Source organism: Atribacterota bacterium (genome assembly GCA_039638595.1).
Taxonomy (GTDB): domain Bacteria; phylum Atribacterota; class Atribacteria; order Atribacterales; family Caldatribacteriaceae; genus Profundicultor; species Profundicultor thermophilus.
Map to the genome: position 1 here is coordinate 1 of JBDIWM010000025.1, position 22,112 is coordinate 22,112.

General features: G+C 46.8%; 29 protein-coding genes. All 29 read right to left on the reverse strand.

Translation table 11 applies throughout. From position 1 onward, the window contains the following. On the reverse strand, window positions 1-312 hold a 312-nt coding region (locus ABDK92_06935), incomplete at its 3' end, for a sigma-70 family RNA polymerase sigma factor (protein MEN3186355.1). Then, window positions 287-532, reverse strand: coding sequence for a hypothetical protein (locus ABDK92_06940; GenBank protein MEN3186356.1), 246 nt, complete (start codon window positions 530-532; stop codon window positions 287-289). The genes ABDK92_06935 and ABDK92_06940, both read right to left, overlap by 26 nt. After that, window positions 533-1,009, reverse strand: coding sequence for a chemotaxis protein CheD (locus ABDK92_06945; GenBank protein ID MEN3186357.1), 477 nt, complete (start codon window positions 1,007-1,009; stop codon window positions 533-535). It lies immediately after the preceding gene. Continuing rightward, a complete protein-coding gene (locus tag ABDK92_06950) occupies window positions 1,002-1,637 on the reverse strand; it encodes a chemotaxis protein CheC (protein MEN3186358.1) in 636 nt (211 codons plus the stop codon). Before ABDK92_06950 ends, ABDK92_06945 begins: the two co-directional genes overlap by 8 nt. 10 nt (window positions 1,638-1,647) lie before the next feature. Beyond that, window positions 1,648-2,427, reverse strand: coding sequence for a protein-glutamate O-methyltransferase CheR (locus tag ABDK92_06955; GenBank protein ID MEN3186359.1), 780 nt, complete (start codon window positions 2,425-2,427; stop codon window positions 1,648-1,650). Next, window positions 2,427-3,494, reverse strand: coding sequence for a chemotaxis response regulator protein-glutamate methylesterase (locus ABDK92_06960; GenBank protein ID MEN3186360.1), 1,068 nt, complete (start codon window positions 3,492-3,494; stop codon window positions 2,427-2,429). The genes ABDK92_06955 and ABDK92_06960 overlap by 1 nt, the downstream gene beginning before the upstream one ends. Then, complete coding sequence (locus ABDK92_06965; protein ID MEN3186361.1) at window positions 3,491-4,138, reverse strand: flagellar brake protein; 648 nt, start codon at window positions 4,136-4,138, stop codon at window positions 3,491-3,493. The genes ABDK92_06960 and ABDK92_06965 overlap by 4 nt, the downstream gene beginning before the upstream one ends. A 5-nt stretch (window positions 4,139-4,143) precedes the next feature. Continuing rightward, a complete protein-coding gene (flhA, locus tag ABDK92_06970; protein ID MEN3186362.1) occupies window positions 4,144-6,189 on the reverse strand; it encodes a flagellar biosynthesis protein FlhA in 2,046 nt (681 codons plus the stop codon). Between the two features lie 4 nt (window positions 6,190-6,193). Next, the gene (gene flhB, locus ABDK92_06975; protein MEN3186363.1) at window positions 6,194-7,258 is read right to left on the reverse strand and encodes a flagellar biosynthesis protein FlhB; all 1,065 of its coding nucleotides are present in this window, start codon (window positions 7,256-7,258) and stop codon (window positions 6,194-6,196) included. Window positions 7,259-7,315: 57 nt separating this feature from the next. After that, a complete protein-coding gene (fliR, locus tag ABDK92_06980) occupies window positions 7,316-8,083 on the reverse strand; it encodes a flagellar biosynthetic protein FliR (protein MEN3186364.1) in 768 nt (255 codons plus the stop codon). Then, window positions 8,080-8,349 carry a flagellar biosynthesis protein FliQ gene (gene fliQ, locus ABDK92_06985; GenBank protein ID MEN3186365.1) on the reverse strand — a complete coding sequence of 90 codons (270 nt, stop codon included), beginning with the start codon at window positions 8,347-8,349 and terminating at the stop codon, window positions 8,080-8,082. Before fliQ ends, fliR begins: the two co-directional genes overlap by 4 nt. A 9-nt stretch (window positions 8,350-8,358) precedes the next feature. Beyond that, window positions 8,359-9,153 (reverse strand): flagellar type III secretion system pore protein FliP, encoded by a 795-nt coding sequence (fliP, locus tag ABDK92_06990; protein ID MEN3186366.1) that lies wholly within the window; start codon window positions 9,151-9,153, stop codon window positions 8,359-8,361. Next, window positions 9,131-9,583, reverse strand: a complete 453-nt coding sequence (locus ABDK92_06995; GenBank protein ID MEN3186367.1) for a flagellar biosynthetic protein FliO — start codon at window positions 9,581-9,583, stop codon at window positions 9,131-9,133. Before ABDK92_06995 ends, fliP begins: the two co-directional genes overlap by 23 nt. After that, window positions 9,580-10,596: a flagellar motor switch phosphatase FliY gene (gene fliY / locus ABDK92_07000; GenBank protein ID MEN3186368.1), complete on the reverse strand. Its 1,017-nt coding sequence runs from the start codon at window positions 10,594-10,596 to the stop codon at window positions 9,580-9,582. Before fliY ends, ABDK92_06995 begins: the two co-directional genes overlap by 4 nt. Before the next feature lies 1 nt (window position 10,597). Beyond that, complete coding sequence (fliM, locus tag ABDK92_07005; GenBank protein MEN3186369.1) at window positions 10,598-11,578, reverse strand: flagellar motor switch protein FliM; 981 nt, start codon at window positions 11,576-11,578, stop codon at window positions 10,598-10,600. A 12-nt stretch (window positions 11,579-11,590) separates the two neighbouring features. Further along, window positions 11,591-12,076 (reverse strand): flagellar basal body-associated protein FliL, encoded by a 486-nt coding sequence (locus ABDK92_07010; protein ID MEN3186370.1) that lies wholly within the window; start codon window positions 12,074-12,076, stop codon window positions 11,591-11,593. A gap of 13 nt (window positions 12,077-12,089) precedes the next feature. Beyond that, window positions 12,090-12,806: a flagellar motor protein MotB gene (locus ABDK92_07015; protein ID MEN3186371.1), complete on the reverse strand. Its 717-nt coding sequence runs from the start codon at window positions 12,804-12,806 to the stop codon at window positions 12,090-12,092. 11 nt (window positions 12,807-12,817) lie between these two features. Next, entirely contained in the window at window positions 12,818-13,642 is an 825-nt protein-coding gene (locus ABDK92_07020; GenBank protein MEN3186372.1) for a motility protein A, read from the reverse strand. A gap of 4 nt (window positions 13,643-13,646) precedes the next feature. Next, entirely contained in the window at window positions 13,647-13,871 is a 225-nt protein-coding gene (locus ABDK92_07025; GenBank protein ID MEN3186373.1) for a flagellar FlbD family protein, read from the reverse strand. A gap of 44 nt (window positions 13,872-13,915) precedes the next feature. Further along, window positions 13,916-15,130 (reverse strand): flagellar basal-body rod protein FlgF, encoded by a 1,215-nt coding sequence (gene flgF / locus ABDK92_07030; GenBank protein MEN3186374.1) that lies wholly within the window; start codon window positions 15,128-15,130, stop codon window positions 13,916-13,918. Between the two features lie 51 nt (window positions 15,131-15,181). Continuing rightward, window positions 15,182-15,556, reverse strand: coding sequence for a TIGR02530 family flagellar biosynthesis protein (locus ABDK92_07035; protein MEN3186375.1), 375 nt, complete (start codon window positions 15,554-15,556; stop codon window positions 15,182-15,184). Window positions 15,557-15,563: 7 nt separating this feature from the next. After that, window positions 15,564-15,944: a flagellar hook capping FlgD N-terminal domain-containing protein gene (locus ABDK92_07040; protein ID MEN3186376.1), complete on the reverse strand. Its 381-nt coding sequence runs from the start codon at window positions 15,942-15,944 to the stop codon at window positions 15,564-15,566. A gap of 11 nt (window positions 15,945-15,955) precedes the next feature. Further along, window positions 15,956-17,416, reverse strand: coding sequence for a flagellar hook-length control protein FliK (locus ABDK92_07045; protein ID MEN3186377.1), 1,461 nt, complete (start codon window positions 17,414-17,416; stop codon window positions 15,956-15,958). A gap of 4 nt (window positions 17,417-17,420) precedes the next feature. Beyond that, window positions 17,421-18,134 (reverse strand): hypothetical protein, encoded by a 714-nt coding sequence (locus ABDK92_07050; GenBank protein MEN3186378.1) that lies wholly within the window; start codon window positions 18,132-18,134, stop codon window positions 17,421-17,423. A 3-nt stretch (window positions 18,135-18,137) separates the two neighbouring features. Then, window positions 18,138-18,623 carry a lytic transglycosylase domain-containing protein gene (locus ABDK92_07055; GenBank protein ID MEN3186379.1) on the reverse strand — a complete coding sequence of 162 codons (486 nt, stop codon included), beginning with the start codon at window positions 18,621-18,623 and terminating at the stop codon, window positions 18,138-18,140. Window positions 18,624-18,625: 2 nt separating this feature from the next. Next, window positions 18,626-19,072, reverse strand: coding sequence for a flagellar export protein FliJ (gene fliJ / locus ABDK92_07060; GenBank protein ID MEN3186380.1), 447 nt, complete (start codon window positions 19,070-19,072; stop codon window positions 18,626-18,628). After that, on the reverse strand, window positions 19,069-20,388 hold the full coding sequence (gene fliI, locus ABDK92_07065; GenBank protein MEN3186381.1) for a flagellar protein export ATPase FliI: 1,320 nt from the start codon (window positions 20,386-20,388) through the stop codon (window positions 19,069-19,071). The genes fliJ and fliI overlap by 4 nt, the downstream gene beginning before the upstream one ends. Continuing rightward, window positions 20,381-21,100 (reverse strand): FliH/SctL family protein, encoded by a 720-nt coding sequence (locus ABDK92_07070; GenBank protein ID MEN3186382.1) that lies wholly within the window; start codon window positions 21,098-21,100, stop codon window positions 20,381-20,383. Before ABDK92_07070 ends, fliI begins: the two co-directional genes overlap by 8 nt. After that, entirely contained in the window at window positions 21,093-22,109 is a 1,017-nt protein-coding gene (gene fliG / locus ABDK92_07075; GenBank protein MEN3186383.1) for a flagellar motor switch protein FliG, read from the reverse strand. The genes ABDK92_07070 and fliG overlap by 8 nt, the downstream gene beginning before the upstream one ends. Between the last annotated feature and the right edge of the window lie 3 nt (window positions 22,110-22,112).

The following is a 22,112-nucleotide window of genomic DNA, read 5'->3' on the forward strand; positions in this document are numbered from 1 at the left end:
AGTCAAGGGGTCGAGACTTCTCAAATAATCCAGTATCGCTCCCCGAATACGCGAAAGGGCATAGGTCTCAAACCGGGCTCCTCGCCCTGGTTGAAAACGATCCAGAGCTTGTAAAAGTCCGATAACACCGACCTGTTCAAGGTCTCCCCGTTCAAGATGAGACGGCAATTGTGACAACATTCTCCCTAGAACCACCTTCACCAGATACAGGTAGTTCTCGGCGAGTTTCGCTCGAGCCTTGGAATCTCGCTTTTCTAGGAAAGCCTCCCACAATTCTTCCAAATCTCTACTGGTTTTCGCCAGATTCATCATGGTTCACTTTTCCCTCTTCCTCTATTCCTCCCTGAGAGACAACCCAGAGCGCATAGTAAAAAACCAATGTATAAACCACCAGAAAGAGCAATAAAATCCGCCAAGCTATGGCAAAGAGGCTCAAACGCCGCAAAAATCCAAAAACAACGTAGGCCCCAACCACAATCCAAGTCACCAAAAGCGCAAAAAGACGCGCTAAACCCTTTCTGGAGTAATCCACTCAAATCACCTTGATATCTTGACCCAGAATTTTGACTTCCAGTTTTCCATTCTCCACATAAAAAAAGATACTCCGCCCCCGGCTTCCTCCGGTGTCTTCACCCTGGAGTGGAATCTTCAATTCTTTCAAAATATTTTTCACTGCTTCAACGTTGCGCTGTCCAATATCGAAAAGCGAATCTGAACCCGAAAACATTTTCGCTCCCCCGGAAACCTTGGCCAGGAGATTCTTGGTTTTGGCACCTGCCTTCTCAAGTTCCTTTATCAGAGCTGGAAGCGCCGTATCGGCAAATTTAAAAGGGTTCTGTTGACCAGCGATCTTTTCCGGAAGGAGAATATGAACCATTCCCGCCACACCTTTTAATTCGTCATAAAGACAAAGGCCAACACAGGAACCCAAACCTAAGACGCACAATACTTCTTCCGGATCTTTGCTCACCGCACACTCAGCCATTCCCACGTTTCTTTTTCTATACATCGCCCACAACTCCTATAGCCCGCAAAATAATCTCTAAAGACCCGGTATCCGGAATCAGCATAAAATACCCCTTAATCTTGTCTTCCTCTTCGACAAATTCGGTCTCGATAAGCAGTGCATAATCACCTCGTTTGGAAATTTCAATCAGCACGACATCCACAATGGCACCGGCCATGTCCACCGCAATCGCCGGAACAGAATGATTCAAATCAAGCCCGGTAAAATCAGCTAAAGCAGCAAGGTATGAAGAGGACAGAATATTGCCAATTTCTCCCATAGCTGAAGAGGCAATCTCATCCATTTCTAGAATCTGTTCCCGACTGGGAGTCAGCTCTCCCAAAAGAATGTGCATGATTTTCAAAGCATCATCGATGGTCATCACAAAAAGGATATGTCCATTCACTGCCCCAAACATGCTGAGATAAACCCCAAGAACTTCCTGCTCTGGCCCACCCAACCAGTCTGGAACCTCCTTCAAGGGAATGAGACGGACCAGAGGAACATCCATCATCACCCTCTTTCCGACCATTTTGGAGAGAGCAGTTGCTGCATTCCCTGCTCCGATGTTACCAACCTCTCGCAGGGCGTCAAGCTGTATTTCATTTAGACCCTCAAAAGAAAGATCCATCCTTCACCTCCTACACCTTTCGGTAAAAAAAGGGAAGGGCATACTGTAAACCAAAAGAAGATGGATCCGGAATGCGTTCCGTACTCCCAATCCATAAATACCCACCCTTTTTTAACGCTTGACTCATCTTAGCAAAAGCAATCTTTTTGGCCTCTTCCTCAAAATAAATCACCACGTTCCGACAAACAACGAGGTCAAATGTTCCCTGAACTTCGTCCCTTAAAAGGTCGTGTTTGGCAAAGGCAATCCGCTTTTTGAGATGAGCAATAACGGCGAAACTTCCATCCTGCTTCACGAAATATTTATCCAGATACTCTGGAGGAATACTCTGAAAATATGCTTCAGAATACACACCCTCTTTGGCTTGACGCAGCGCATCGTCATCAATATCGGTTGCCCATATATGGTATAGCTTTTTACGTTTCAGTTCTTCAAGGACAATGGCGATGGAATACGGCTCACTTCCCACCGAACATCCCGCACTCCAAATTTTGAGAATGGGGCCAGAGGCAGCAATGATTTCCGGTAACACTTTCGTGCGCAGGTCTTCAAAGCGTTCCGGGTTCCGGAAAAACTCAGAAACATTGATTGCAAAACGATTTTTAAAATCTTCCAAAATTTTGGGATCGTTCTCCAGCAAAAGCGCGTACTCCTTAACATTCTGCGCGCCAGCCCTGAGCATGATGAACTGCAGGCGTCTCCGAAGTTGCGTTTCTTTATAGAACGAGAGGTCGATACCTGTTCTCCGCAACACAACCTCTCGTAAATAGAGGATGTCCTCCTTTTCCATCAGCGTTCCCTCTCAGAAAAATGCTGGTTGACGTCCCACTCTACAATCGCTTCTCCAATCTCTTCTAAGGGAAGTACAAGGTTGGCCAATCCTTCCTCAATGACTGCCCGGGGCATACCAAAAATCAGGGAACTTGCTTCATCTTGAGCAATCACCATTCCCCCTTCCTGACGCACCAGTCGGCATCCCTCCATAGCATCTTTTCCCATGCCAGTGAGAACCACTGCCAAAATATTCTTTCCAAACGCCTTCACGGCTGAAAAAAGTGAAATATCCGCACAAGGCTTCAAGCCTTTAACCGGGGGATCATCACCGAGTACTACCTTTTTGTCCTTATCCACCAGAAGATGCTTACCGCCAGGGGCCATAACTCCTCTATTGACCATCAGTCGTTCCCCTTCTTCTGCCTCTCTGATAGGTAACGGAGCCATCTCACTCAACCGCTCCGCAAGGCTTTTCGTAAAACCACTGGGCATATGTTGCACAAAAATCAATCCACTATTTTTCAAAGGACTCAAATTTCGAACCAGCGTCTGCAACGCCTTAGGACCTCCAGTTGAAGAAGCAACAAAAACGAGCTTTTCACATTCTCGCTTTTCCTCTCTCTTTACAGCGCTCTTCTCCGTCACTTTGCTTCCTGCAACATACTTCTTGAGTCGATCAAGAGAAACCTGACTCACCGCTTTGATTTTCTGGATGATTTCGTCTTTCTTCTTTTCGATATCCAGAGAAATGCTTCCCGAAGGCTTGGAAATGAAATCAATCGCTCCTTTCTCCAGGGCAAGAACGGTAGTTTCACTCCCCACTTGGGTCAGCGCACTGAGCATGACCACTCGCTCAGGCCTTCGCTGAAGTGCTTCTTCCAAAAATTTTAGACCATCCATTCGGGGCATCTCCACGTCAAGCAGAATGACATCAGGAGTAACCGACCGAAGTCTTTCGAGTGCTTCCACACCATTGCTGCACTTGGCAACGACCTCAATCCCGGGGTCACTTTCCAAAATATCACCAACCATTTTGCGCATAAAGCTGGAGTCATCGACAATCATCACTTTAATTTTATTCATCGCTTTAAAAGCCCTTTCTTCCTCAGTTCAACCTGCTGTTTAAAAATGTACCGGACAATTTCTTCCCGATCCTTATCCGAAATGGTAGTAAAACGAAATCCATAAAGATGTGGTTCATCTCTGCGCACCACCTCTGCTTTTCCAATTATTTCCCCTCCATTCATTTGCAGGCAGAAAAAAACTTCTTCTTGAACCTCAAGAGAGTTCTTCTTATCGTCGAGATGCACTAACATTCCACCACCACTCACGTTTTTGGTTGTCGCTTCCAGCGTTTTGTCGCCCTTCTTTAATAGAACCGGTAAGGCCACGTTAAACCGTACATACTCCCTTCTCTGCTTGCGAATTACTTCCTGGGGCATGTTTAAAATAAGATAGGCAATATTACCCTTCTTGACCCGATTTTTCACTCGACATCGAAAATAAAAAACTTCATTCTCGCTTACCAGGTACACCTCCAGTTCTTCCCCAACACTCACCGGCACTAGAACACCTTTTTCCTGAGGTGTGGCAATCCACACCTCCTGCTTATCAACGGCTTCAATACGACTGGAATAATAGACGGTTCTTTCCTGACCATCTTCGTCTTTCTTTTTGAGGCCCACATTCAACCGGCGATTCACCTTAAAAATCCGATCCTTTTCCATTTTCGTCAACCGCCCTTTACGACTCCTTCAACTTTCAACTCCAGCTCACGGGGCACCTCTTCCATGGCCAAAATCACGAGTTGAGGCATGTACCCCCCAAGGAGACTACGCAAACTTCTCCTTATTTTACCAGGAACCACTAAAACCGGAAAATATCCCATACTGACCATCCTCTCCACATTACCACTCAAATTGTTGAGAATCACTCGGAAAAGCTGCGGATCAAGGTTCTCTTCCCGAGTAAAAACCCGCTGAAAGTACTGCTCAAGAGGCGTATCCAGCGTTAAAGCGTGAAGACGTTCGTCTTCAGTCAGATATTGCTTACAGATAGCTCGGCCCAATTTTCTGCGCACCACTTCTGTCAACTCTTCAATACTTTTTACCTGGTGAACCGCATCAGCCAGCGCTTCCAGAATCAAAGGAAGATCTTTAATGGGAACGTTTTCCACCAAAAGATTCTGGAGAACCTTTTGAATCTCTCCAATCGACATTGCCTGTGGGATAAGTTCGTCAACCACCGCCTGGTCAGTCTTTTTAACCTGCTCGATGAGAAGCTGAACTTCTTGCCTGGTTAAGAGCTCAGCCGCGTGCGATTTAATCACTTCAGAAAGATGGGTCACCAGAACGGACTCAGCATCAACCAGAGTGAATCCGGCGATTTCAGCATTTTCTTTCTGCCTTTCATTCACCCAGTATGCCGGAAGGTTAAAAGCTGGTTCTCGAGTGGCGATTCCCTCGATGGGCGTACTTTCGCCTTGAGGATGAATGGCCAGATAGTGATGAGGTAAAATTTCACCCTTGGCAACGTCAATCCCTCGAATTTTCACCACGTACTCGTTGGGACGCAAACGCAGATTATCCCTTACCCGAATCGGGGGTACAATCAAACCCTTTTCTCGGGCCAAGTTAATTCGCATCTGCGTAATCCGATCTAAAAGTGCTCCACCTTCCTTCACATCAAAGAGGTGTACAAGACCGTAACCAATTTCCAGCTCTACCGGGTTCACTTCAATAAGACGAGCGATTTCCTCGGGTGTCTTGGGTAACTCTTCCTTGGGCATTTCAGCTTCGATTTCCGTTTCTGGTTTTTTCTCGCGCCTCATATAGGCAAAGATTCCGGCACCAAGACTTAACAGCATAAATGGGATTTTGGGAAGCCCGGGAATCATGCCCAAGAAGAGAAGGAGTAAAGCCGTGAGTAATACCGCCCGTGGTACCTGCATTAATTCTCGAGAAACATCCTGACCCAGGTTCTCTTCACTGGCAGCTCTGGTGACGATGAGGCCACTAGCCGTAGAAATGAGCAACGCTGGAATCTGAGCCACCAGCCCGTCACCGACCGTAAGGAGAGCATAGGTCTGGAGTGCCTCCTGAACATTTAATCCCCTTTGTAGCGCTCCCACCACAATACCGCCCAAGAAATTGATCATGGTGATAATGAGGCCAGCAATCGCATCACCCCGGACAAATTTACTGGCTCCATCCATGGCTCCATAAAAATCTGCCTGGCGCTCGATTTCCCGACGTCGCCGACGTGCTTCCTTATCGTCGATAAGACCAGCGTTAAGGTCAGCATCAATGCTCATTTGCTTCCCCGGCATGGAGTCCAGAGTGAACCTGGCAGCGACTTCTGCAATCCGCCCAGCACCATTGGTAATGACCACAAACTGAATAATAACCAGGATGAGAAAAATGATGAAACCGACGATGTAATTCCCACCCACCACGAAGGTTCCAAAGGCAGCAATCAGTTTTCCAGCATAGCCACGCAAAAGAATAAGGCGAGTGGTAGAAACATTCAGGGCTAATCGAAAAAGAGTGGTGAAAAGGAGAAGCGAAGGGAAAACCGAAAACTGAAGAGGATTGGTGATATAGGTGGTGGCAAGAAGAATCATAACCGCAAGGGCAATATTACAACTTAAGAGAAAATCAACCAGCATAGGCGGAAGAGGAATAACCATCATGATGAGGATCACGATGAAAAGAAAGGCAAAGAGAAAATCGCTATTCTTTTCTCCTCGCTCCAACATCCGGATTAAGTTCTCGTTCACGGCACTATTTCCTCCTTACTTTCTGCTCCAGACGATACACAAAAGCGAGAATCTCCGCCACCGCTCGATAGAGAAATCCCGGAATTTCCTGTCCTATTTCACAATGGCGAAACAATTCCCAAGCAACTTTTTTATTTTCCACAACAGGAACGCCATGCTGACGAGCAACTTCTTTGATTTTTTCCGCAATCAGTCGCTTTCCTTTAGCCACCAAAACCGGTGCCCGCATGACACCTCGTTCGTACCGCAACGCGCAAGCGATATGCACCGGGTTTGTAACCACCACCTGAGCCTTGGGTACTCCCTGCATCATACGGCGTCGGGCGATCTCCCGCTGTCGGGAGCGAATACGCGATTTCACAATCGGATCACCCTCGGTTTGTTTATACTCCTCTTTCAATTCTTCTTTCGTCATACGAATACTTCGTTCATATTCAAATCGTTGATAAAAAAAGTCAAAAAACCCAATACCCAGAAATAGCCCTCCTAAGGTAAATCCCACTCTTCGGGTTAAATTTCCCACTATCCCTAACGCATCACCAATTTCCATTTCGGTGAGATTGCTCAAAACCGGCAAGTTCCCCCGAAGGACGGTATAGGCAATGAACACTCCTAATCCTGCTTTGAGCGAGACCTTAAGGAATTCCATTCCGGTTCGTAACGAAAAAAGCCTTCCCAGTCCCCGTATAGGATTCACGTAATCAAATTTTGGTTTCAGCTTTTCAAAAGATATCAAGAAACCCGACTGGAGAAATCCCAAGAAAAGACCAACTCCCATGCCAATGAAGACCACCGGGGCAACAATCCGTATGACCGAGGCCACAGCCTGCTTTATCACCTCCAAAGCCCAGGACAAGGTATCCTCTGCGGGGAGTTTTGCCGCCCACGTCGAGCGAGCAAACTCCGCCACCTGAGACGCCAGCGAAGAACCACCAAAAGCAAGAAACGAGAAAAGGACCAAAAAATGGAAACCATTGGCAAAATCGACACTGATAGGAACCTGTCCCCTTTTACGCAATTCCGCTCGTTTTTTTGGAGTCGGAGCTTCGGTTTTCTCCTGTAAGGGCATTTTTACAGCTCCACACCTTTTACTCTGCAAGTTTGAGATAAAAATACATGCCAAAAATTAGGGGAGAGCGAAAATCCGGAAAAAGCCGCGCAGAAAAAGTTCCACAATCCGTTCTAAAAAGGGGAAAAGGTACGGCAATGTCATCAAGCTCATCAAGAATCCCACGCCAATGTTGAGGGGCAAACCCACGATAAAAACATTCATCTGGGGAATGGCTCGAGAAATAATGGCCAGAGTAAAATTGGCCAGGAAAAGAGCCCCAATGACCGGAGCACCAAGTTGTAAAGCGATGATCATCACTTCTTTGAGGAGAGCAAGAAAAGAGGGAAACATTTCGGCTTCCAAAGTAAATCTTCCCAAAGGAATCGTCTGAAAAGAATACGCAATACCTTGTAAAGCAAGGTAATGTCCCCCAATCCCCAGATAATATAATAACGCGACCATAAGGTAGAATTGTCCCATGACCGAAGAACCCAAATTGGAAAGCGGATCAACCACATTCACGTAGCTAAAACCCATCTGAAAATCGATGATTTCCCCAGCAATCTGAATGGCCGAGAAAATGAGGTTCGTCACAAAACCAAGGGCGATACCGAGTAAAAGTTCTGCCATAAGCGATAAAACATAGGTTCCGGTTCCCTGGACCACAACCTGAGGAGCATTGAGCGTGGGGAAAATGATAATACCAAGCAGGAAAGAAAAACCGAGTTTGGCTAAAACTGGAATAACACGACTGTTAAAAACTGGAGCAGTCAGAAAAAGCCCCAGTATCCGTATCCACACCAGAAGAAACGGATAAAAAGAAAAATAAAGAAGCTCGGTCACCGCACAAAAGAAGGAAGATTCCAGAAGAGCTGGATAACAAAATCAAGCAGCGTCCTCACCATCCAGGGACCAAGGAGAATCAGGATCAGAATCACCACTAAGATTTTTGGGACAAAGGTAAGGGTCAACTCATGTACCTGGGTAACAGCCTGAAAAACGCTGACCAGAATTCCCACCACAAGCGTCGCTCCGAGGATGGGTACACCGATTTTTAAAACCACCAACAGGACTTCCCGCCCAACTTCCAGAAAGAGTTCTTCACCCATTCTCTCGCCTCACCGGACACTCAAAACAATACCTCGAGTAATGAGTTCCCATCCATCAACCAGAACAAAAAGGAGAATCTTAAAAGGAAGAGAAATCAACACCGGAGGGAGCATCATCATCCCCATCGACATCAACACACTCGCCACCACCATATCAATGACCAGAAAGGGAACATAAATGAGGAATCCCAAGGTAAAAGCAATCTTGAGTTCACTCAAAATAAAAGCAGGAATCAGCACGTGAGTCGGGATATCAACCCTAGTGCGAGGTCGGGGAAGTTTTGCCAGAGAAACCATTAACGCCAGGTCCTTTTCCTGAGTTTGACGAAACATGAATTCCCGTAAAATTTCTGTCCCCCTGTTGAACGCTTCAGTCTGGTCCATATTTCCCTCTAAATACGGGGTCAAAACTTCCTGATTGATTCTTCCCAACACCGGCGCCATGATGAAAAACGTGAGAAAGAGTGCAAGACCGATGAGAACCGGCGTGGGAGGAATCTGAGCCGAACCCAGGGCATTGCGCACAAAAGCCAGAACCACCACCACCCTGGTGAATGAGGTCACCATGATAAGAATCGCCGGAGCCAGACTCAAAATCGTCAGAAGAAGAATAATCTGGAGAGACAAGGTGAAATCTTTTGGGCTATCCGATGCTTGGGGTTCCACAGTAATCCGAGGCAGAGTCAATAAAGGAAAGGGAATCTCCTGGGCATGGAGAGAAAATCCAGATGCCCCCAAAAGAAAAAATACCCCTATGAAAAGGAGGGGGAAAATCATATTTCTATTCCGTTTTCTTTCCCTCATGAGTCTTTCTCCGAAAAAAGACGTCGAGGTAAGTGGAAAAAGTTTGAGCAGGAGAATTTTCAACCAGGTCATCCTGGTGGCATTCCATGATTTCTCGCACAGCCGTCCCACTCTGAACCACCATCACAATTCGTTCTCCCACCTGGACAAGATAAAAGTAAAGATTCCCCCGAACCGGTAAAACGTCGACAATGCGCATGTACCTGGACGAGACAGCACGAACACCTTGTCCGGCAAATTTCTTCATCAAAAAGAAAAGAGTCCACAGAATAGCGATGATGAGCAAAAAGGCCAAAACAAAACGCAAAATTCCGACTCCACCTTGAAACGTCACCGAAGGTTCGACTTCCGGCAAATTTAACTCTTCTTGTGCCCAGACTGCATTACCTGACCACCAAAAAACGGCAAGAAAAGCAACAATCTTTCTCATGCACGAGCCTCTTTTAAGCTCCTCACTCGTTCTTCAGGACTCACAATCTCGGTAATGCGAATGCCAAAGTTTTCCTCAATAACCACCACTTCTCCCCGAGCGAAAAGCACATCATTGACATAGAGATCAGCAGGCTCACCGGCCAATTTATCAAGTTCCACAATCGACCCCGGCCCAAGTTCCAAAATTTCCTGAATTGAAAGCCTGACCCTCCCCAGTTCTACCACAAGAGGTAATGTCACATCAAGTAGGAGTTCCAGATTAACCTGGGAAGAAGGTTCTTCCTTCTTTTTAAACTCGGCAAACTCCACTGGACGAGCTTCCACCCTTTTCCGGGATTTTTCCTCTAAATCTCTTTCCATTCGCAACGTATTCACCGGTTCTTCTTTATCGTTCTTTTCTTCCGATAATTCCACTACAGGAGGCGGCAAAAGGGTTGCGGTGATTTCTCGAACAAAATAGAACGGCAGGAGTTGGATCATATAACTATCGATGACTTCTTCCACTACCAGACGACACATCACTTTGACCACGTACCGATCCTGTTTCTGCAACCATTCTTCTTCCAATTTTTCAACTTCTTCAAAGAAAACCGCTGGAGGTGAAATGGAAATCCGGAGGTTTAAAAACTCCGACATAGCCGTAGACGCCGAACCCATCATCTGATTCATAGCCTCCCCAATAGCGCTAGCTTCCAGTTCTCCCAGGGTTTCCGGTAATCCTTCTTTTCCGTCTCCTCCCATCATCAGGCTGACCATGATGCGCGCATCGTCTTCTTTAACCAAAAGAATATTGTCACCTGCAAACCCTTCCTGATACACAACTTTCACCAGGAGGTGCTTCTCAGGAAAGAGCGTTCCTACGTCTTCGAGATGAACCAACTCTACCTCCGGAACGGTAATTTCTACTCTTTTTCTCAAAAGACCGCTTAAAGCAGTAGCTGCAGAAGCCATAGAAATATTACCCAGCTCACCAATAACATCTTTTTCCTCAGGTCGTAAAATTTCTTCCATTTTAATCCTCCTCCAAGAGTTCTATAATTCGGACGGCCAAACTTTTCCCCAGCCTACCTGACATTCCTCGCATTTTCAGATTTTTTCCTACAAAAATTCCTAGCGGTTCCTCAATCTTTTTATCGAGCACGATCACGTCACCGATTTCCAGATTCAAAAGTTCCCGCATACTGAGACGAGTTTTTCCCAGTTCCACCCGAAGAGGGAGCACAACTTTTTCCAACCTTTTGGTGAGGTTGGCCTGAATCGCTGGATCGTGCGTTTTTTTACTGGCAAACCAGAGTGAAGCACTGAGTTTCTGGGCAATAGGCTCGACCACGATATAGGGGATACAGATAGTCATCATACCAGTTTTATTGCCAATTTCCACTTCAAAACTGAAAAGAATGACCATATCGTTTCCCGAAACAATCCGTACAAACTCCAGATTCGATTCGAGCGTCTCCACCCGAGGCTCAATATGATAGATATTAATCCAGGACTCTTTCATAGCTCCCATAATCCGTTCCACGATTTCTAGAATAATTTTACTCTCAATCTCGGTGAGCGGACGAGGAGTAGGTAAATCGTCACCAATACCACCCATCAACTTATCAATCATGGGAAACACAACATCCAGACCAATTTGCAAAATACACTGCCCTTCCAGAGGATGAATTGAAAAAACGCAGACAAAGGTGGGATTTGGAACTGACCGTACAAACTCATCGTACGTTAACTGGTCAATCGAAATTAAGTTCATTTGCAATCGGCTACGCAAGAATCCGGCAAGACTCGTGGAAGCCAACCGCACAAACGTGGTAAAGATCATATGAAAAGTACGGAGCTGATCCTTGGAAAATTTCTCTGGGCGACGGAAGTCATAAATCTTAAAACGGACTTCCTTTTTCGTTTCCTTTCCAATCGTATCGGCCTCGATATCTCCCGTGCTCAAAGCTTTTAGCAGCGCATCAATTTCTTCCTGAGAAAGAATTTCTTTCATATCACCCACCCATTACTGAATGACAAAATCGAGGAAATAGACCCTTTCCACCTGACCAGTGGTCAGAATACCGTTAATCTGATTCAGAATTAAATTTTTCAGACGTTCTTTGCCCTCTGGTTTTGCCAATTCCTCAAAGGTCTGGGCACTGGTCACCATGATAATGGCATCACGAAGTTCCACATTTTTCTTTTTGATTTCACTTTCGACCTTTTTATCCGAAAACCCCACTCCCAGTACTAGTTTCAAATACCGGGGGTTGTCGGGATCCAGCAGATTGACCAGAAAATTACCCTCGAAAACATAAATACTTTCCTCACCCTTTCGCTTCACTTCCTGGGTCGTTTCAGTAGATTTCTTGAAGAGAAATCCGCTCTGTTTAAGGTAGTTAAAAGCCATAAATCCCACCATGGCTATCACCAAAACCACGATCAACATTTTAAAAGGAGAACGCTTTTTGCCGGTTTCTTGACTCGTTGCCTCTTTTTCATCAGCCATGGTCTCTTTCCTCCTAATCTCTCAATACGACGATCTCCACCCGACGGTTTTTGCGTCTGTTCTCTTCGTTATCATTCGGCACTAGAGGTCGGTACTCTCCATACCCCACAGCAATTAGGCGTTGAGGAGAAATGCCTTCTTTTTCAATAAAATAGCGTAAAACGGCAATAGCTCGAGCTGCCGACAATTCCCAATTGGAAGGAAAACGAGGGGTGTTAATAGGTAGATTACAGGTATGCCCCTCGATACGTATGTGATTATCAATTGCTCGCAAGCTTTCAGCCAGAGCGCCAAGCACCGGAAACATCTCGGTCCGTAAATCGGCCTTACCCAGATCGAAGAAGACATTATCAAGGAAGGTGATCACCAAACCCCGCTCATCGATTTTAAAACTCACCTTATCTTTTTCGATCCGTCCCTCTTTCACCAATTTTCTTTCAATTTCTTTCATGAGACCAGCCAGTTTCATTGGTACCACCGTGGAAGGGCTGATCTGAGATGGAGGGCGAGGAACAGGAAGTTCGGAAGGCATGAGCACCCTCGGACCACCCGATAAAACGCCCAACGCTCCCTGTAAAGAGAAAATCACTTCCTTGAAACGAGCCACATCAATGGTAGAAAACGCAAAAAGAAGAACAAAAGTACATAAAAGAAGCGACATAAAATCTCCATACGACAAGGCCCACAACGGTGCCCCAGGAGGTGTTTCCTCTTCTCTTTTCACAGGCATCGTCTCTCACCTCACGCTTCTTTGGTTTCTTGTCGGAGGGGGATGATTCTTTCCTGACCCTCTTTTTCCTTCTCCAGGGCTTCGCGTACTTCAGGTGGGAAGAAAGATTTCAACTTTTCCTCAACAATGCGGGGATTATCACCAGCCTGAATAGAAAGAATTCCTTCAATGATAACCTCTTTCAGCAAAACTTCCTCACCACTCCGCAATTTGAGTTTACTGGCAATGGGGAGGCAAAAAGCATTGGCAATGATCGCCCCATAGAGCGTAGTCAACATCGCCACCGCCATCCCCGGACCCACTTTCTTAGGGTCATCGAGATTCACCAGCATCGCTACAAGACCCACCAGAGTCCCGATGAGCCCAAAAGCCGGAGCATACGAAGCCATAGCTTCAAAAATTCCTCTTCCCGCCTTATGACGTTCCTGCAAAAATAGAAGCTCGGTTTCGAGAATACTCTTGAGTAGCTGGGGATCGGTACCATCAACCACGAGTTGAATACCCCTGCGGAAAAACGGATCCTGTACTCGTTCGGCTTCCTCTTCCAAAGCCAGGAGTCCTTCTTTACGAGCTTTTTCTGCCAGAGAAACCAGAGTTCCCACAATTTCCTGTGGTGTAGGTAGTTTCTCCCGCATGGCAATTTGGAAAAGCTGCATGGCTTTCATAACCTGTTCGAAGCGAAAGCTAATCAACGTTGAAGCCACGGCTCCACCGACGGTGATGAGTACTGAAGGAAAGTTCACAAACATCATAAAATTGCCACCAGCGGAAGAGAAAAGACCGAAAAGAATCATCATCATACCCAAACCAAGTCCAATCAATGTCGCCTTGTCCATCGCATCATTCCTCCGTTTCCTTATCCACCCTGGAAATCATAATTCTTCCCCCTCCACTCTTTTTCCGAAAATCGGTGATTTTCTCAATAATTTCTTCCACCGATTCCCGAACCACATATTTTTTCCCTGTAACTAAAGTAATCACCGTATCAGGCGTGGCTTCCAGCATCTCAATCAAATCCGCATTGAGCACAAACACCGAACCATTAAACCGAGTTAAACGAATCATGACCTTTTTACCCCCCACCCAGAGGGTGGGGGGTACATAACCTCCTATCTCTTGAGATTGATAAGTTCCTGGAGCATTTCATCAGACGTGGTGATCACCCTGGAGTTGGCCTGGAATCCCCTCTGGGTAACGATCATGTTGGTGAATTCTTGAGCAAGGTTTACATTCGACATTTCCAGAGCACCCACGGCGATACTTCCCCTTCCACCAGAATTTGCCGCTCCAATATTGGGTGCACCGGAATTATTGGAAATCTGGTAGAGGTTTCCTCCCATTTTGGTCAGTCCTGCCGGGTTCGGAAAAGTAGCCAGAGCAACTTGACCCAGGGCTTTGGACTGGCCATTGGTGAAAATACCGGTAATAATTCCACCAGAGTCAACGCTCACAGTTTCAAGACTCCCTGCTTCATAGCCGTCCTGGAGGCTGACGTACGCCGTCGGGGTGCCCCCAAATTGGGTCATGCGAGAAAAATCCACGGCGACATTGAGTGCATTCGCCCCGGGAATGGTAAAATTCAAGCTTCCTGCCCCTCCAGCGCTCACTAACCCATTGGTCCCAAATGTGATTGTTCCAGTTCCACCGCTCTGGGTTCCATCCAGGGTCGCTTCCCAGTCCCAGGTGTTTTGTCCGTTTTTGGTGAAAACCACCACCAAGTTATGCGCATTACCTAGAGAATCATAGACTTGGGTATTGGTCGTCCAGGTCGCACCGTTGGTAAAATTTGCATCCAGGTTTCCCTCAAAGAGGATATTCCCGGTCGCCTTTGGCTTCATCTGAGTCCCAACTGGAATCGCCACATTTTGCAAAGCCTGCGTCGTATCAATATTACCATCGCTATCTGCAAGCCACCCTTGAAGCCGGTATCCTCCGGAGGTCACCAGCGAACCATCAGCCGACATACTAAAGGAGCCATCCCGGGTATAGTACGTTAGACTCCCATCGCTCACTACAAAAAATCCATCTCCCTGAATAGCCAGGTCGGTCGGGTTATCCGTGGTTTGCAAACTCCCCGCGGTAAAAATGGTATCGACACTTGAGATTTTCATTCCTAATCCAACCTGGGTAGGGTTGACACCTCCAGTCCCACCCGCAACCGGACTCCGGGCACCCTCCAAAGTCTGACTCAAAATGTCCTCGAAAGTTACTCGACTGGCCTTAAACGCAACCGTATTGACGTTGGCGATATTGTTTCCGATAACGTCCATCTGAGTCTGATGATTTTTCAGCCCTGAAACCCCAGCAAACAGCGATCTCATCATGGCTATTTGGCCTCCTTTACGGAGCTCCCGCCAAGCGGTCCAGCTCCAGAATTAAATAATAACCGCCGAATCGATATTGGTAAACACACTCTCTTTACCTGCATCGTGGTCAAAACAGGTTACCACAAGCCGGTTCGGTACATTGACCACAAAAGCAGTATTCCCCACCATAACCAGGGAGTTTCGAGCCCCCTTATTCTCCAATACTTTCAAGCTTTCCCGAAGAGACACCATAGTCTTCTGATCAAACACCAGAGACCTTTCCTGAATTCGTTTTTGGGCATGGACAGAAAACTTGAGCTCTTCCTCCCGAAGGGTTTGCTCAAAACATTTCTCTCCGCTATTCTCCCTGAAGGTATTCCTACGCAGGGGAGTAAGGGTCTCATTTCCAACTTCCGGTGATCGAAAACCACCAATCTTCTCCATCACCTGGTCATCCCACCTTTACCACATCGGAAAACGGGTATTCCGTCCCGTTTACTTCAATGGTTAGGACGCTGCCACCCAGGATCACTCTGTCCACCGGGCCACCTGTACCATCCCGAAGCTCAACCGTTTTTCCCACCAGAGAACTCGCCTGGAGAAGAAATAGGTTTTGCATGGTCCTTTCCATATTCTGGGTAGCTTCTAGAGTGCTAAACTGAGCCAACTGCGCACCAAAATCGCGATCGTTCATGGGATTCAAGGGATTCTGGGTTCTCAACTGCAAGATCAAAAGTTTTAAGAAATCGTCTTTACCCAGAACGTTCTTTTTCTCAGTTGTTTCAGAATGGTTTTCCACCTTATCACTTTGGGGGATAGAAGAAACCATCATGGCTTTCCCTCCTACGCCAGAAAATTAACCCGGTAATCCGCCGTAACCATCGAAGCATCCTCCTCAGTGGTTTCTCTCATAACATCCGATACACCTCCCAAAACCCAAGCCGAAGAACGTTGCCAGTTAAACTGTTCCTGGTTACCTCCACCCCAGAAATTCTCAAAGGTAAAACCCTGTCCCTGCAAGCGAGCCTCTAAAAGCGGAAGACTTCTTTGAACAAGTTCACGTGTTCTAGTATCGGCAATTTCCCATATACACTGCAGGCGATTGGTGTCTTCCTTAAGGTGAACCACAATTGAGCCCAGAGACTCGGGTTGCAACTTAATCACCACTTCTTTGGAACCACTCCCTCGAGACGCAAAACGAAGAATTTGGTCAAAAATCTTTTCCACCTGAGTCGCATCGGTGAAATTCGAAACCGCAATGGTTTCGCTCTCGGGAGAAACCTTGTTTACTTTTGAAGCATTCATCCCATCCCCTAACGACGTGAATCCTTTCGTCGTATCCGAAGACTTTTCCTTTGTTTCTGTCTTGTCCCGCACTGTTTCCTCGTTACCTGACGCCATCACCAAAGAATCAACATTCATTTCCTGCGTTTCATCAGCTGGAACTTCAGCCTGAGTTATATCGAAAAGGGCACCATCCTCTAATCTTATATTCACTTCTCCTTCTTTTGTTGTAATCACAGGAGGAAGAGTTTCTGTCTCCACGTTGCTCTCGGTTTCCACGTTATTTTCTACCACTCCGCCATGTTCTATTTCCTCACCATTTTCACCTTCTTCAACCGTAGTCCCGACGGAGAAGTTGTAAGGGAAAACAATACTGACAGAGGAGAAATTACCGTTCTCATCGCAAGATAACTTGGCATTCGGGTTACAAGAAAAAGAGCAGTCCTGAGAAGCATGCTGCACCTCGTCTTTACTCTGCACCATGGTGGCAAGATAGCCAAAAAACACAGTAAAAAGCTCGGTCAGCGCATCTTTGCTGCCTTGAATTTGAAAGGTAAATTCTCCATTCTCGTCTCGAGCCCCTTGGATTTGCACCATCCCCTTCGCACCAAGATTAAGGCTAAGGTTGATGGCTTCCAGATTTTCCAGAAATTGCCCAATCCCTTCCCTCACCGAGCTAAGGTCAAAATTTGGAGCAAGACTCTCCAGGGACGAACAGTTCGCGAGAGAAACAGAGGAACAATTTGAAGAACAGGAAAGTCCGGTTGCCACGGGAGCAGAAGAAAAAGAGCAGGGTTCCACATCCTGTGTTCCATTTTTACTTCCACAACTCCTTGCTGGATAGATGGGAATATCCCACAACCCCTTTTCAACCCTTTTCACACTGTCTTTAAGAAGCTGGTCAAAGTCAATACTGACATCACCACTTTTTAAAGAAACTTGCCCTTCTTGAGAAAATGAGACACCGCTTCTATTTTGCCCAGCTTCAACGAGTCCCGGAAAAACAAATAGGCCTTCCATACTCTCACCTTCCTTTCATCATCTTACGAGCAATCTCCACAGCTCTTTCTACCGGAAACGCCTTCAAGATCTCCGCCACTTGTCTTTCTTTCATCACTGCAAGGATTACCATCACCTCCTCATCAGAAAGTTTCTCCAAGATTTGAACCGCTTCCTGGGGCTCCATAGCCGAATAGATTTTAGCGATGCGGTACACGTTCTCCGGGGTAGAAACCGTCTTTCCACCAGACTCTTCTTGCACAGGAGAAGTAGTTTCTTGAATCGGGAATGCTTCCAATGCGCGTTCGCTCTCTACCACGACCTCCATCCCATCGTTGACGATTTGAACAGATTCCATCTCGTTCCCTCCCAGCTTACCAGTAAGAGGAGAAGCGTTTGGAGTGTTGATCAATTCAAGCTGAGGTCCCTGATAGAGAGCTACTTCGTCCTTCGCTTGGGATGGCAAACTTTCAGGAAGAGCAGTCTGAGAAGGAGCAGTTTTTCCCTCTAGTCGTAAAAACTGCAAAAAGGGCACCTCTATGATCCCCATAAAATTGAGAAAGAGAACCGAAACTAAACCAAAAATGAGAAGATACATCACAACTTCCCCAGTACCGTGACGAGGGGGAACTGATTTTCCAGTCGTTGTTGATGAAACAAAGTCACTTCTATTTTTTTCCTGGGCAATACGGGGTTTCTTTTTCGGACTCGCTTTAACCGCTTCCCCAGTAACGGCCATTGGCTACCCTCCTAGTACTTTTTTCACAAACTGTTGTGTCTCGGGAAAGGGTGGAACCCCTCCATATTCTTTCACCCGCCCCGGACCGGCGTTATAAGCCGCTATAGCCAATTTGACATCCTGAAATTGCTCTATCAAACCTTTCAGATATCGCAATCCCCCCTCCAGGTTCTCTCGGACATCAAAGGGATTCTCCACTCCCAGATCGCTACAGGTTTCAGGCATGAGTTGCATGAGTCCCATAGCCCCCTTGGGCGAGACTGCTTTCGCATCAAATCCAGATTCCACCTTCACCAGCCTTTTAACCAGCTTTGGATCGATCTCGTATTTCCGAGCGTACTCTTCAACGAGATTTTCAAAGGATTCCTGAGAAGAGGTATCAAGAGAAACCGCATCAGTTTTGGCGGAAATGGTACGCTTTCGCAGAGCAAATCGTCCTTCAATTTCCCCAATGCGAGCAAGTACCCTCTGAACCCGAGATAAATCCATCACTACCTCCTTACATAATTCTGAACTGCAATCTCATCCAGAGCTTTCTGGTCATTTCTGGTCACCTCTAAGGTGAATTCCTCCTTTTGCTTTTCTTTCACTTTTTCTACCACCTTTCTCTCTATCGCTGCCGCCACCAGTTCTTCTCGGGTACGACGAATTTGTTCTTCTAATTGCTTAATGTACACTTTTATCTTTTCCACCTTCATTTCCAGATCTTCAAGGCATCGCTCGTAAAGCATTTCCTCTTCGATTTTGAGCGAAGCACCATTATTCCTTCTTTCTCCTCGTTCCAAGACGATTTCTCCCCGCCTCTGCTCTATCAGTGCAAGATTTACCCTCTGGGTTTCAGCCAGTTTCTCCAATTCTGCCAACCTTACTTCGATGAGATTCTCTTTGAGTTTGCAAGTATCCAGCACCTTTTGAAGCCGAAACTGAAATTCCTTCACGCCTTAACCTCCCCAAAAAGCTCGAAAAGTTCACGCAACGTGTCCTCAAAAGAGAAATACTCTCCAATCCCCTGACGCAAAAAAGCCTTGACTCTCTCAATCATAGACAGCGCATAATCAATGCGGGGATTCGAACCTCGTTCATATGCCCCGATATTCACCAGGTCCTCTGCTTCTCGGTACACCGCCAGAATCTCCCGCAACCGTTGCGCTAAATGTTGGTGTGCCTCCTCGGTGATATCAGGCATCAGACGACTCACACTCTGAAGAATGTCAATGGCCGGATAGTGACCCTCAAAAGAAAGCTTTCGGGAGAGAACAATATGTCCATCAAGGATAGAACGAGCTGTATCAGCAATGGGATCGTTCATATCGTCTCCCTCCACCAGAACGGTATACAATGCGGTGATTGTGCCAGCACCAGAAGTCCCGGTTCGCTCCATAAGGCGCGGAAGGAGTGCGAATACTGAAGGTGTGTATCCCCGGGTGGTTGGTGGTTCTCCTACCGCCAACCCCAACTCCCTTTGGGCCATGGCCAACCGGGTGACCGAATCCATCATGAAAAGGACGTCCCTGCCCTGGTCTCGGAAATACTCAGCAAGAGCCGTCGCGCAAAAAGCCGCTTTAATTCGCAACAAAGGGGCTTTATCAGAAGTGGCCACGATCACACAGCTTTTTTTCATTCCCTCTTCCTGCAAATCCCGTTCGATAAACTCCTTGACTTCTCGGCCCCGTTCTCCAACCAGGGCAATCACGTTCACTTCACTCTGCGCATGCCGGGCAATCATTCCAAGAAGCGTGCTTTTTCCTACGCCACTCCCGGCAAAGATCCCTACTCTCTGCCCCTTTCCACAGGTGAGAATACCATCAATGGCTTTAATACCCAGAGGAAGCACTTCCCGAATCCTTTTTCGCTCTAAGGGTGAAGGCGGCTCGTTATCCAGAGGATACTCAGCCTCTCCCTCCACAGGACCTTTTCCATCGATGGGATTTCCCAGGGCGTCGAACACTCTCCCCAAAAATCCCTCTCCTACCTTTATCTTACCCCGTTTTCCCAGAGCAATGACTTCACTACCCATCTCAATACCGTTCTTCTCGCCCAAGGGCATAAGAAGTGTTCTCTCACCCCGAAAACCAACCACCTCTGCCAGAACCTCGTTCTCCCCATCCAGGGAACGAATTTTACAGATTTCCCCCACCCGACACGCAGGTCCCTGTGCTTCAACCACCACACCCACTGACTGCAAAACCTTTCCGTTCAGGCGCAAGGGATCAAGGTCTTCAATTTTTTGCGTGAGCTTCCTGAGGTCAATCATGGTTTTCCTCTCGCACCACCTTCAAAAGTTCTTCGCGAAGGTTTAATAACTGGGTTTCTATCTGAGCATCAATGTTGCCAAAAACCGTCTCTACAATACACCCTCCCTCTTCAACCCGCGGGTCTTCCTGAATTTCAAGGTATCCGAGGCCATCAATCCTTCGGAGTAATTCTTCTTTCATCTCCTTGATCCTCACATAGTCATTCCGATTCACTCGCACCAGGACCCTTTCTCGGTTACTCAATTTCTGCAATGCCCGCTCCACAATCGCTTCGATAAATGGCTCTCTCTCTATTTCTCTTCCGATAATTTTTCTTGCCAAAGCAAACGAAAATTCCAGAATTGGTTCTCCAAGATTTACGAGAATCTCAGCACGACTTTCTCGAATCGCAGCTAACCACTTCTCCCAGACTACGATTTTTTGGTCAAAAATTTTCCGTATCTCTTCTTTTCCCGCCTCTCGCCCTTCTTGCAAACCCTTTTTCCATCCTTCTTCCCAAGCCTCGCTCTTTATTGCTTCGGCTGCATTCTGAGCCCGAGCCAAAAGTTCCCTTGCCTCAAGCTCCGCCTGGGCTATGATCCTTTCTCGCTCCTTCTGCAGTTCTTCTCCCTCGCCATCCTGTTCCCGAGTAGGCCAATGCTCCTCCTTAGCACTTTCTCCCACCAAAACTGAGATTGGTACCAGACAAACCCGCTTATAGAGATTAGACAATCACCTCGTCCTCCCCTCCACGTGCAATGACAATTTCTCCGGTCTCTTCCAAACGTCGAATGATATTGACAATTTTTTGCTGTGCTTCGTTGACCACCCGGGCCCGAACCGGTCCCATATAATCCATGTCTTCCTTGAGCATCTGAGAGGCTCGCTGTGACATGTTGCGGAAGATCTTCTCTTGCACTTCCTGCGAAGATCCTTTGAGCGCCAAAGCCAGGTCCTTCATATCGACCTGCCGGAGCACCAGCTGTATCGCCCGGTCATCAAGAAGTACAATGTCTTCAAAAACAAACATTTCTGATTTAATTTCTTCGGCAAGACCGGGATCCTTCTCCTCGAGAGCCTCTAAAATACTCTTTTCCGTTCCCCGATCGCTTTTATTGAGAATTTCGATGAGTTTCTTTCTCCCGCTGATACGGGTAAAGTCCTGCGCTAGAAAACTCGAAATTTTTCGTTCTAGAACCGATTCGATTTGACGGATAATCTCTGGAGATGTCCGTTCCATGAGCGCAATGCGCATAGCTACCTCCCCCCTTACACTTTCCGGAAGGTTTCCCATAATCACTGCAGATTGTTCAGGCTTGAGATAAGAAAGGATGAGCGCAATGGTTTGGGGGTGTTCACCCTGAATAAAATTCAGAAGCTGCAGAGGATCAGCGCGCCTCAGGGCCTCAAAAGGGGTAACCTCTAAGCTTGCCGACAAGCGAGCAATAATTTCCTGGGCTTTGTGGGGTCCCAGAGCTTTTTCTAGAAGCTGTCGAGCGTAATCAATGCCTCCCTGAGAAATATACTGCTGCGCCACAGCTAAGTGATAAAATTCACTGATCACCTCTTCTCGGATCTCGGGAGGGACCTTCTCCAGCGTCGCAATCTCTAAAGTCAAATCCTCGATTTCCTCTTCACTCAGTTTTTTAAGAATGGGCGCAGCGATCTCTGGACCTAGACTGACCAAGAGAATCGCCACTTTTTGTTTACCAGTCAACTGTTTTCTTGGAACAATGGCCATAAT